Consider the following 10981-nt stretch of genomic DNA (forward strand, 5'->3'; position numbering starts at 1 on the left):
GCCAAGCCCACCGAAGGTTCGCGAGATGCCTGCCGAAGTCGCTGCGGCCGCAGAGTCTGTGTTTCCGCAGCTCGAAGCTCTGCTCCCGCATGTGCAGAAGCCGATCCAATATGTCGGCGGAGAGCTCAACTCCACCGTCAAGCCGTGGGAGTCCTGTGACGTCCGCTGGGCACTGATGTACCCGGACGCGTACGAGGTCGGTCTGCCCAACCAGGGCGTCATGATCCTCTACGAGGTCCTGAACGAGCAGGAGGGCGTCCTCGCCGAGCGCACCTACAGCGTGTGGCCGGACCTCGAGGCGCTGATGCGGGAGCACCACGTCCCGCAGTTCACGGTGGACAGTCACCGGCCCGTGGGCGCCTTCGACGTGTTCGGCCTGTCCTTCTCCACGGAGCTGGGCTACACCAACATGCTGACCGCGCTGGACCTGGCGGGCATCCCGCTGGAGTCCAAGGACCGTACGCTCGACGACCCGATCGTCCTGGCCGGCGGCCATGCGGCCTTCAACCCCGAGCCGATCGCGGACTTCATCGACGCGGCGATCATCGGCGACGGCGAGCAGGCCGTGCTCGACATGACGAAGATCATCCGTGAGTGGAAGGCGGAGGGCCGGCCGGGCGGCCGCGAGGAGGTCCTCTTCCGCCTCGCGAAGACGGGCTCGGTGTACATCCCCGCGTTCTACGACGTCGAGTACCTCCCGGACGGCCGTATCGCCCGCGTCGTACCGAACAAGTCGGGCGTCCCGTGGCGCGTGTCGAAGCACACCGTCATGGACCTGGACGAGTGGCCGTACCCCAAGCAGCCCCTCGTCCCCCTCGCGGAGACGGTCCACGAACGCATGTCGGTCGAGATCTTCCGCGGCTGCACCCGCGGCTGCCGCTTCTGCCAGGCGGGCATGATCACCCGCCCGGTCCGCGAGCGCTCGATCACGGGCATCGGCGACATGGTGGAGAAGGGCCTGAAGGCGACGGGCTTCGAGGAGGTGGGTCTTCTCTCGCTCTCGTCTGCGGACCACTCGGAGATCGGCGACATCGCGAAGGGCCTGGCGGACCGGTACGAGGAGGACAAGATCGGCCTGTCCCTCCCCTCCACCCGCGTCGACGCCTTCAACGTGGACCTGGCGAACGAACTGACGCGCAACGGCCGCCGCTCGGGCCTGACCTTCGCCCCCGAGGGCGGCTCCGAGCGCATGCGCAAGGTCATCAACAAGATGGTCTCGGAAGAGGACTTGATCCGGACGGTCTCCACGGCGTACGGCAACGGCTGGCGCCAGGTGAAGCTGTACTTCATGTGCGGCCTGCCGACGGAGACCGACGAGGACGTCCTCCAGATCGCGGACATGGCGACGAAGGTGATCGCCGAGGGCCGCAAGGTCTCCGGCCAGAACGACATCCGCTGCACGGTCTCGATCGGCGGCTTCGTCCCCAAGCCCCACACGCCCTTCCAGTGGGCCCCGCAGCTCTCGGCGGAGGAGACCGACGCCCGCCTGGCGAAGCTCCGCGACAAGATCCGCGGCGACAAGAAGTACGGCCGCTCGATCGGCTTCCGCTACCACGACGGCAAGCCCGGCATCGTGGAAGGCCTGCTGTCGAGGGGCGACAGGCGGATCGGCGCCGTGATCCGCGCCGTCTACGAGGACGGCGGCCGCTTCGACGGCTGGCGCGAGCACTTCTCCTACGACCGCTGGATGGCCTGCGCCGACAAGACGCTGCCCGCCTTCGGCGTGGACGTCGACTGGTACACGACCCGCGAGAAGACGTACGAGGAAGTCCTCCCCTGGGACCACCTCGACTCCGGCCTCGACAAGGACTGGCTCTGGGAGGACTGGCAGGACGCCCTCGACGAGACGGAGGTCGAGGACTGCCGGTGGACGCCTTGCTTCGACTGCGGGGTGTGTCCGCAGATGGACACGCACATTCAAATCGGCCCGACCGGCAAGAAGTTGCTGCCTCTGACGGTCAAGAACGGCGGGCCGACGCCCGCCGCGAGTGGTCACGCGCACTGATTGAGTGAGGCATTCGGCTGGTCGGCAGGGCGGTCGGGAAGAGGGATGGTGTCCCTGTTCCCGACCGCCCTGCGTTGGACGGGTTTCACATGTGAGGTTGTGTGGTGGTGCGGCTGACGGCCAGGAACTGCCGTCGCCTGTCCGTCAGTTGCAGAAGTTGAGGATGGGCAGAAGGCCGTTGCCGCACTGGAAGTCCTCGCCGTCGCCACCGTGGCCGCCGGCCGGGGCGGCCTTGGTGACGACGTGCGTGGCGGGCGTCGCGGCCACGGCGGAGGTGGCAGTTGCCACCCCCGCCGCACAAGCGATGCCCACGGCGACGCTCACCGCGAATACGCGCGGAATGCGGGAAACGGCCTTCTTGGAGAGAGGTGTTGTGTTCATGAACTCACCATGCACACCGCCGCGACCAGTTGCTCGCCGAGCGCATCTGAGTGGGTGAGCCACCACCCCGGGGTCCGCTACTTGCTCGCGGCGAAGCGCATGAGGGCCAGTTCGTCGCCCTGCTTGATCTTGCCGGTGGTGTTGATGACTTCGAGCTTCCAGGCGTTGCCGACGCGGACGGCCTTGGCGACCGCGCAGCCGTTGTCCGTGGTGAGCATGCTCGGCCAGATGTCGGCGACCTGCTGGGAGCTGCCGCCGCTGGCGTCGTAGACCTTGAAGCTGATGTTGCGGGCCTTCTGGAAGGAACTGCCCTTCTTGTAGGCGGCGGCGACGAAGACGATCGAGGTGATGTGAGGCGGGAGCTTCGCGAACTCGACGGTGACCGTCTCGTCGTCGCCGTCCCCGTGGCCGGTCTGGTTGTCGCCGCTGTGCAGCAGGGAGCCGTTGCCTATCGGGTCGAGCGAGTCGAGGCCCGCCAGGCGCACCGGGTCGCCGTCGTGCATGGCGATGGCGATGAGGTCGAGGTCCGTGCCGGACTTGCGGCGGAGCTTGCCGATCACCCCGCCGCTGGCGCCCGCGGTGGGGTCCCAGGAGGCCCCTATGGACAGATGGGTCACGCCGTCCAGGTCGGCGGGGCCGTCTTCCTTCGTAAGCGTAATCATGGGGACATAGTGCACGGCCCCCCGCCGGGTCATGGAGCGGCCCTGTGAAACCCGGTGGTCCGGCGGCCCGTGGTCTCGCCATCATGGGGCGATGCCGCAGCTGACCCTGCCCGACGTCCGGTTCCACGCCTCCTACCTCGACGCGGTACGCGAGTTCACCGAGGCCGGCCTGGATCCGGCCGTGCTGGAGAGCGGGCAGCTCGGGCCGTAAGAGAAGGCCTGGCGGGAGCCCGCGGGATTCGCGGCCCACGTGGACATGCTGCGTGCGGAGACGGAACGGCCGCGCAGGCCGGACTGGGTGCCGATGACGAACCTCTGGTACGTCGAGGACGACACCTTCTTCGGCAGGTTCACGTTGTTCCTTAGGTATCCGTAGCGATTCGTCATCCGTCGACGTCGTGCGGTGTGCTCGGTGTCGGGGTCGTATGCGAGTACGTGGATAGAATGCGTGACCTTTTACGGGGAGTGTCGTTGATCGGATGACAGCATCGCGGGCGGGAAGGGGGTATCGGTGAGCCGGAAACTGCCGCTTGCCGGGGGCGAGATCGTCCGTACCGCGTGCGCCCGTGGTGTGCTGCGTACCGGTGTGGAAGAGAAGACGGGTGAACTCCTGTCCGCTGCAGTGCTGGCGGAGCGGGTGGGCTGGGCTGCTGATCTGGTGTCGGGCATGGTCGCCGTGCTGCTGGCCGAGCACTGGAACGCCGCCGATGTGGACGTGCTGGCCGCCGGTGAGGACACCGGGGGCCGCCCGCTGCCGTCGAACGCCTGGATGGCCCTGCGCCGCCTGGGCTGGACGGTCGGCCCGGCCGGGGGCATCCGGGTCAATGACCGCATCGTGCGCATCGCCCAGGAGGCGGCCGGGCGCACGCTGCGTGCGGCGAAGTGGCGCGCCGACCTGACCGCCGGAGTGCTCGCGACCTGGCCCGCCGACCCCGCCAGGCGAACCCCCAAGGAGTGGGACCGGGTGCGGGAGGCGGTGCGCGCGCGGTCATCACCCCCGCGCCCAAGACCAGCCGGACGGATCGGTCCAAGACCGGACCCACCCGGCAGCAGACAGCACGCCCCGCGCCCAGGCGACGCAGGGCACCCTCCCCCGTCAGGCCCTCGGGTCCGGCGGGCCAGCGTCCGGAGGGACACGCTCACACGGACCGGACCCGGCTGCCTCGTGCGGCCGACCGGAACCAGGGCGTGACGACGATCAGCACACCTCACCGGCCGCGCTGGGCGGCGCTGGGCGCAGGTTTCCACCTGCACGCTCACGCCACCCCTCCACAGTGGGCAGATCCCATACCGGACACAACGTCTGGCATGGGATCACTAAGCTGATCAGGGACGCTCTCGATACGGCACCGCCTCACCCCGCACCTGCTGGAACTCGGCGGCCACATCGGCTACGTGGTCCGTCCCGGCGCCCGGCGTCGGGGACACGCCACCGCCATGCTCGCGGCCGCCCTCCCCGTCTGCCGTCAACTGGGCATCGACCGGGCCCTGGTCACCTGTGACGCCACCAACACCGCGTCTCGTAAGGTGATCGAGGCCAATGGCGGAGAATTCGAGGATCGGCGCGGCGTAAAGCTGCGGTACTGGATCCGTACGGGGAACTGAGGCGTCTACGTCGTTATGGACCTGGAGAAGCAGCCCGCGCCGCAGGCACCCTCGCCGGAGGGATGTCTGACCGTCGCGATTCGCATCCCCGTACGCATCGTCGTGCTCGTGCTGGTCGTGCCCGTGCGGATCGTCTGGGACGGGTTCGTCGTGGTGGGGCGGTTCCTGCGGGACAGCGTGCTGCGGCCGCTGTGGCGGGCGCTGGTCGTCTGGCCCTGCGTGGCCCTGTGGCGCTACGTGGTCGTGCCCCTCGCCAAGGCGGTCGGATGGCTCGCCAAGGTGCTCGTCGTCATCCCCCTGGTGTGGCTGTACCGGTATGTGCTGACGCCGGTCGGGCAGGGCATCGCATGGCTGGCGCGGGGGATCGTGGCCGGGCTGGTGTGGGTGTACGCGCGCGTGCTCACTCCGGTCGGGCACGGGATCGTGTGGCTCCTCACGGGTGTCGGCGCGGTACTCGCACTGATCGGGCGCGGCATCGCGTGGGTGGCGCGGGGGATCGTGGCCGGGCTGGTGTGGGTGTACGCGCGCACGTTCACTCCGGTCGGGCACGGGATCGTGTGGCTCCTCAAGGGCGTCGGTGCCGTGCTCGCCTGGATCTTCACGCCGATCGGGCGCGCGATCGTGTGGTGCGCCAGGGGGCTCGCGTGGCTGGCGAGCACCGTTGTCACCGGCATCGGCGTCGCCCTGTACTGGATCGGCCGCATCCTGCTCGTCCTGCCCGTGGTCGCCCTGTGGCGCTGGGTCCTCGCGCCCATGGGGAGGGTCCTCGCCGTCGTCGGCCGGGAAGTGTGGGACGCGCTCGGGCACGCCTGGCGGATCGCCGGGCACATCTCCCTCGCTGTCGGCCGGTTCCTCGGGACCCTCTTCCGGTGGATCTTCGTCGAGCCGGTGCGCTGGGTGTACCGCACGGTGCTGACCCCGGTCGGGCACGTGGTCCGGGACGTGGTGCTGCGCCCCGTCGCCGAGGCCGCGCGCAGTGTGGGACGGATCACCCGGGCCACGCTGGCCTCCGCCCGCGAATCCGTACGGCAGGCTCGGGCCGACTTCCGGCGGATGCTCTTCGGCGATGGCGGCCATGTCAGTGATGGCGGCGGCGTCGGCGCTGTCGGCGAGACCCGTGAGCGTGAGGCGGTGGCCCTGCGGGAACCGACGGGCGCCGACACACGTACTCTAGGTAGCAGTACGACCGCACTCACGAAGGACTGAGCGACACTGGGCAAGCGACAGCCCGAAGGCCCGCCGCCCGCACCGGCGGTGCAGCGCATCCGACTGCGCTACACCAAGCGCGGCCGCCTCCGGTTCACCAGCCACCGTGACTTCCAGCGCGCCTTCGAGCGTGCGCTGCGCCGCTCCGAGGTGCCCATGGCGTACTCGGCGGGGTTCACGCCGCATCCGAAGGTGTCGTACGCCAATGCCGCACCCACCGGCACGGGCAGTGAGGCGGAGTACCTGGAGATCGCGCTCACGCAGGCGCGCGACCCGGAGAAGCTCCGGCTCCTCCTCGACGAGTCGCTGCCCGCCGGGCTCGATGTCGTCGACGCGGTCGAGGCTCGGACCTCGGGACTCGCCGACCGGCTCACCGCTTCCGTGTGGGAGCTCAGGCTGGACGGCGTGGACCCGGCAGAGGCCGGGCGCGCGGTCGCCGCGTTCAACGCCGCCGAGGCGGTCGAGGTCCAGCGCACCACCAAGAACGGTCTTCGGACCTTTGACGCCCGCCCCGCGGTCGTACAACTTGAAACGCACAGTGAACCTGCTGATAGGCCGACCGACCAGCCCTGTGCGATACTGCGGCTGGTTGTTCGGCACGTGACGCCTGCCGTTCGACCCGACGACGTCCTGTCCGGTCTCCGCGCCGTGGCCGACCTGGCGCCGCCGGTCCCCGCAGCGGTGACCAGGCTGGCGCAGGGGCTGCTCGATGAAGAGACCGGCACGGTGACCGACCCGCTCGCGCCCGACCGCGAGGCAGTCGAGGCCGACTCAACGGCCGAACCGACTGCCGCCGCGAAGGCGCCGGCGTAAGGAAGGTCCCGCGAAGGACGGGCGTCGTAGCGCAGCCCTCGTACTCGGGAGCCACCTGGGTCGGGCAGTGCACTGACCACAAGACTTTCGCCAGGCCGTACCCAACAAGGGCGTACGGAACCGGCGAGACAGGACACAGAGAGCTCCCGTGCGGCGCCCGCGCCCCGGACGGCGGCACCGCGCATCGCGCGAGCCGCGGACGTCACCGGCATCCCTGCCGGACCAGGTGCGGCGCCCGGGAGCCTGACGGGAGAAATGCCCGCATGCTCGAACCGACCGAACCCCTCGAGGGTTCCGAACAGAACACTCCCAGCGACACCCTGCCGCCGCGTCGTCGGCGCCGTGCCGCGTCCAGGCCGGCGGGACCGCCGGTCGCCGCCGTCCCGGGCGGCGAGGAGGTCGTCGCTCCGGCCATACCGGCCGCGGAGGCGGAGGACCTCGTCACGGACGAGGAGGAGAAGCTCGACGAGACCGTCGAGACCACCGAGAGCGCCGAGGCGGCTGCGCCCGCCGGGCGTCCGCGTCGGCGTGCGACACGCCGGGCGTCCGCGCCTGCCGGGGCGCCCGCGGCGGCCGAGGCCGCCGAGACCGTGGTGCCGGTGGCCGCCGAGGCGCCCGCCGAGCCCGCGGCCGCCAAGAGCGCGCCTGCCGTCGAGGCCGAGGATGCTGCCCCGCCCGCCGGGCGTACCCGTCGGCGCGCGACGCGTCGGGTGTCCACCCCCGCTGATGCGCCCGTGGCCGCCGAGGTTGAGGCTTCGGTGACCGCCGAGACGCCTGCCGAGGCCGAGGCCGCCGATGAGGCGCCCGCTGTCGAGACCACCGCGCCCGCCGCGCGTACGCGTCGCAGGGCCACCCGGCGTGCCGCCGCGCCCGCCGGTGCTCCGGAGGCCGCGGAGACCGTCGAGTCGCCCGCAGCCGCGGAGGTCGCCGAGACCGTCGAGCCGGTGGCCGCGGAAGCGCCCGCCGAGACCGCCGATGCCGAGGACGCCACCCCGCGTCGTTCCCGACGCCGTGCCACGCGCCGCGTCTCGGCGCCTGTCGGTGCCCCCGAGGGCGAGGCCGCCGAGGCCACGCCGTCCGAGCCGGTCGCCGAGGCCCCCGCTGTGCAGGAGCCCGCCACCGAGGCTCCCGCACCCGTCGCCGAGACCCCCGCCGAGGACGCCGCCCCGCGCCGTGGCCGTCGTCGGTCCGTTCGCCAGGCCGCCACCGGGTTCTCCGAGCCCGCGCGTCGCGCTCGCGGTGCCGAGGACGAGGACGAGTCGGTGCGTCGGCCGGCGCGCCCCGCGGTCGCCGTGTTCCAGGCGCCCGTCTTCACCGAGCCGCAGTTCCAGACCCCGCAGCGGGCCGCCGCCGAGGCCGCCGCGGAGGCGGAGACCGGGCAGAGCGAAGAGCCGGTCGAGTCCGCCGAGCCGGTCGAGGAGATCGCCGAGGAGCAGAGCGGGCCGCGCCGCCGCCGCCGTCGTCGGGGTGCCGGTGACGAGCCCGAGGTGCAGCAGACCGCCGCCGAGACCGTCGTAGAGGAAGAAGAGACGGACGAGGCCGGCGACGAGGACTCCGCGGACGCGGATGACGCCGAGGAGACCGGGTCGCGGCGTCGCCGTCGGCGTGGTGGCCGTCGCAGGCGCCGGGGCGAGTCCGCCGATGCGTCCGGTGACGAGGACGCGGAGGACTCCGACGAGTCCGCCGCCGGGCAGTCCGCCGACGACGATGGTGCCGAGCAGGACGACGAGGACGACGAGGACGCCCGTTCCGACGAGTCCGGCGGCTCCAGCTCCAGCCGTCGCCGCCGTCGCCGTCGGCGTCGGGCCGGGGACTCATCCCCGGACACCGAGCCCGATGACGGCGACCCGGAGCGGACCGTCGTCAAGGTGCGCGAGCCCCGTCCCGCGCGGGAAAGGGTTTCGGAGCCGTCCGACGAGGTGCAGTCCATCAAGGGCTCGACCCGTCTGGAGGCCAAGAAGCAGCGCCGCCGCGAGGGTCGTGAGCAGGGCCGCCGTCGGGTGCCGATCATCACCGAGGCCGAGTTCCTCGCCCGCCGCGAGGCCGTCGAGCGGGTGATGGTCGTCCGGCAGAGCGGTGAGCGCACGCAGATCGGTGTGCTCGAGGACGGTGTGCTCGTCGAGCACTACGTCAACAAGGAGCAGGCCACCTCGTACGTCGGCAACGTCTACCTGGGCAAGGTCCAGAACGTGCTGCCGTCCATGGAGGCCGCCTTCATCGACATCGGCAAGGGCCGCAACGCGGTGCTCTACGCCGGTGAGGTCAACTTCGAGGCGCTCGGCATGGCCAACGGGCCGCGCCGCATCGAGAGTGCGCTGAAGTCCGGTCAGTCGGTGCTGGTCCAGGTGACCAAGGACCCGATCGGCCACAAGGGCGCGCGGCTCACCAGCCAGGTCTCGCTGCCCGGGCGCTACCTCGTGTACGTGCCCGAGGGCTCGATGACCGGCATCAGCCGCAAGCTGCCCGACACCGAGCGCGCGCGTCTGAAGACCATCCTCAAGAAGATCGTCCCCGAGGACGCGGGCGTCATCGTGCGCACCGCCGCCGAGGGCGCGAGTGAGGACGAGCTGCGCCGCGATGTCGAGCGGTTGCAGGCGCAGTGGGAGGACATCCAGAAGAAGGCGAAGAGCGGCAACGCCCCGACGCTGCTCTACGGCGAGCCGGACATGACCGTCCGGGTCGTCCGCGACATCTTCAACGAGGACTTCTCCAAGGTCGTCGTCAGCGGTGACGAGGGATGGGAGACCATCCACGGATACGTCTCGCACGTCGCGCCCGACCTGACCGACCGGCTGTCGAAGTGGACCTCCGAGGTCGACGTCTTCGCCACGTACCGGATCGACGAGCAGCTCGCCAAGGCGCTGGACCGCAAGGTCTGGCTGCCCAGCGGCGGTTCGCTGGTGATCGACCGGACCGAGGCGATGGTCGTCGTCGACGTCAACACCGGCAAGTTCACCGGCCAGGGCGGCAACCTCGAGGAGACGGTCACCAGGAACAACCTGGAGGCGGCCGAGGAGATCGTGCGCCAGCTCAGGCTGCGCGACCTCGGCGGCATCATCGTCATCGACTTCATCGACATGGTCCTGGAGTCCAACCGGGATCTGGTGCTGCGGCGTCTGCTCGAGTGCCTGGGCCGGGACCGGACCAAGCACCAGGTCGCCGAGGTCACCTCGCTGGGCCTGGTCCAGATGACCCGCAAGCGGGTCGGCCAGGGCCTGCTGGAGTCCTTCTCCGAGACCTGCGTCCACTGCAACGGCCGCGGTGTCATCGTGCACATGGAGACGCCGACCTCCGCCGGTGGCGGCGGCAAGCGCAAGAAGCGCGGGCGCGGTGGTGACGGGCACGAGCACGTCCACGAGGCCGCGGTAGAGGCGCCCGAAGAGGTCGAGACCGAGGCCGAGGTCGCCGCCGAGGTGGCCGAGCCGATCGCGCTCACCCCGGCTGAGTTCGCGCCCGACGAGGAGCTGTACAGCAGCGTCGCCGAGGCGGAGGCCGCGGCCACCCGTGGACGTGGTCGGCGCAGGACGAGCCGTCGGGCGTCCGCTCCGGCCGGTACCCCGAGGGGTGGCGGTTCGAGGAGGTCGGGCGGTGCCGAGGCGCCGGCCGACCAGGAGAACCCGGTCTCCGAGGATGTCGAGGTGCCGACCGCTCAGGCCGTGCCGGCCGAGGTGGAGGCCGAGCGTCCCGTGCAGCCGGAGACGGCGGCCGAGGCGCAGGCCGAGCCGGTCGCCGCGGAGGACCCGGTCGTGGAGGCCGTGTCCGCGAGCGAGCCCGCCGCCGACGAGGCCGCTCCCAAGGGCCGTACGCGCCGCCGGGCCACTCGGAGGGCATCGGCCCCGGCCGGTTCCCCGACGGGTACCGAGGCCGCCGTGGTGACGGTCGCCGAGACCGCGCCGGTGGCCGAGCCGGCCCCGGCCGCGTCGGCCGAGCCCGAGGCGGTCGCCGAGAGCGCCGCCCCGGCCCGTCCGCGCCGACGTGCCGTCCGCAAGGCCACCGCGCCCACCGCGTCCGAGGAGGCGGCCGTCGTGGTCGTGCCCTCGGCGGAGGCCCCGGCCGAGGCGGAGACGGAGGCGCCCGTCGAGGAGGCGGCTCCGGCCAAGAAGACGGCCCGTAAGACGGCCAAGAAGGCCACGGCGAAGAAGGCCGCGACCAAGAAGGCCACCACCGCCAAGAAGACGGCCGCGAAGAAGACCGCGGCCAAGAAGACGACCGCGAAGAAGGCGGCGTCGAAGAAGACGGTGGCGGCCGAGCAGCAGTCGCCGCGGTCCGTCTCGACCCCGGCCGACGAGGCCTGACGGACGGTCACCGC

7 protein-coding genes and 1 pseudogene are annotated in these 10981 nt (G+C 71.3%); 6 read left to right on the top strand and 2 right to left on the bottom strand.

Annotation, left to right across the window (positions count from 1 at the left end; translation table 11 throughout):
- Positions 1 to 25 precede the first annotated feature (25 nt).
- Entirely contained in the window at positions 26 to 2005 is a 1980-nt protein-coding gene (locus OG841_RS30385) for a TIGR03960 family B12-binding radical SAM protein (protein WP_328638603.1), read from the top strand.
- 144 nt (positions 2006 to 2149) lie between these two features.
- Here OG841_RS30385 and OG841_RS30390 read toward each other — a convergent pair whose 3' ends face one another.
- Together OG841_RS30390 and OG841_RS30395 are read right to left on the bottom strand one after the other, a co-directional pair.
- Positions 2150 to 2386, bottom strand: coding sequence for a hypothetical protein (locus OG841_RS30390; protein WP_328638602.1), 237 nt, complete (start codon positions 2384 to 2386; stop codon positions 2150 to 2152).
- Positions 2387 to 2463: 77 nt separating this feature from the next.
- Positions 2464 to 3048: a TerD family protein gene (locus tag OG841_RS30395; protein WP_328638601.1), complete on the bottom strand. Its 585-nt coding sequence runs from the start codon at positions 3046 to 3048 to the stop codon at positions 2464 to 2466.
- 511 nt (positions 3049 to 3559) lie between these two features.
- Between OG841_RS30395 and OG841_RS30400 the strand changes: the two genes are divergently transcribed.
- From OG841_RS30400 to OG841_RS30420, 5 genes and pseudogenes are all read left to right on the top strand, one after another.
- Positions 3560 to 4240 carry a hypothetical protein gene (locus tag OG841_RS30400; protein WP_371567282.1) on the top strand — a complete coding sequence of 227 codons (681 nt, stop codon included), beginning with the start codon at positions 3560 to 3562 and terminating at the stop codon, positions 4238 to 4240.
- A gap of 137 nt (positions 4241 to 4377) precedes the next feature.
- Positions 4378 to 4653, top strand: a pseudogene (locus OG841_RS30405) (GNAT family N-acetyltransferase); the annotation flags it as partial.
- Between the two features lie 15 nt (positions 4654 to 4668).
- Entirely contained in the window at positions 4669 to 5859 is a 1191-nt protein-coding gene (locus OG841_RS30410) for a hypothetical protein (RefSeq protein WP_371567284.1), read from the top strand.
- Between the two features lie 48 nt (positions 5860 to 5907).
- Positions 5908 to 6672 (top strand): TIGR03936 family radical SAM-associated protein, encoded by a 765-nt coding sequence (locus tag OG841_RS30415; RefSeq protein ID WP_328638598.1) that lies wholly within the window; start codon positions 5908 to 5910, stop codon positions 6670 to 6672.
- A 263-nt stretch (positions 6673 to 6935) separates the two neighbouring features.
- Positions 6936 to 10967: an Rne/Rng family ribonuclease gene (locus OG841_RS30420; protein ID WP_371567286.1), complete on the top strand. Its 4032-nt coding sequence runs from the start codon at positions 6936 to 6938 to the stop codon at positions 10965 to 10967.
- The last annotated feature ends 14 nt before the right edge of the window (positions 10968 to 10981 follow it).

It is taken from the genome of Streptomyces canus (assembly GCF_041435015.1).
Classification (GTDB): domain Bacteria; phylum Actinomycetota; class Actinomycetes; order Streptomycetales; family Streptomycetaceae; genus Streptomyces; species Streptomyces canus_G.

What these genes read in the sequence shown, in the direction of transcription:
- OG841_RS30390 (WP_328638602.1), bottom strand. Translation starts at nt 2,386, where the DNA reads ATGAACACAACACCTCTCTCCAAGAAGGCCGTTTCCCGCATTCCGCGC.
- OG841_RS30410 (WP_371567284.1), top strand. Translation starts at nt 4,669, where the DNA reads ATGGACCTGGAGAAGCAGCCCGCGCCGCAGGCACCCTCGCCGGAGGGA.
- OG841_RS30385 (WP_328638603.1), top strand. Translation starts at nt 26, where the DNA reads ATGCCTGCCGAAGTCGCTGCGGCCGCAGAGTCTGTGTTTCCGCAGCTC.
- OG841_RS30395 (WP_328638601.1), bottom strand. Translation starts at nt 3,048, where the DNA reads ATGATTACGCTTACGAAGGAAGACGGCCCCGCCGACCTGGACGGCGTG.
- OG841_RS30420 (WP_371567286.1), top strand. Translation starts at nt 6,936, where the DNA reads ATGCTCGAACCGACCGAACCCCTCGAGGGTTCCGAACAGAACACTCCC.